Raw genomic sequence first — 255 nt, 5'->3', positions numbered from 1 at the left:
GTGCATTGTATATAATTCTATCAATATTTCTTGCGCTACTATCACAGTATCCAATATACCAAAGAGGTACATTTGGAGCAGGAATACCATAAATATGGTTAGATAAGATCATTCCCTCCCCCGCAGCATTAGCCATTTCTGGTTCATCAGCATTAAAATTATAAGCTAGTAGTTCTGCCTCAGGAGCCATCCCTTCTGCTTGGCCACCTATTTGACTTCCAGTACCTATCATTGTACCAGCAACATGTGTAGCAT

1 pseudogene is annotated in these 255 nt (G+C 40.0%); it reads right to left on the bottom strand.

The features are described 5' to 3' along the window. Positions 1-255 (bottom strand): annotated as a pseudogene (locus tag ACY2RS_RS15685) (S8 family serine peptidase); the annotation flags it as partial.

Source organism: Patiriisocius sp. 208BN25-11 (assembly GCF_058147145.1).
This window is presented reverse-complemented; position numbering and strand designations above follow the sequence as displayed.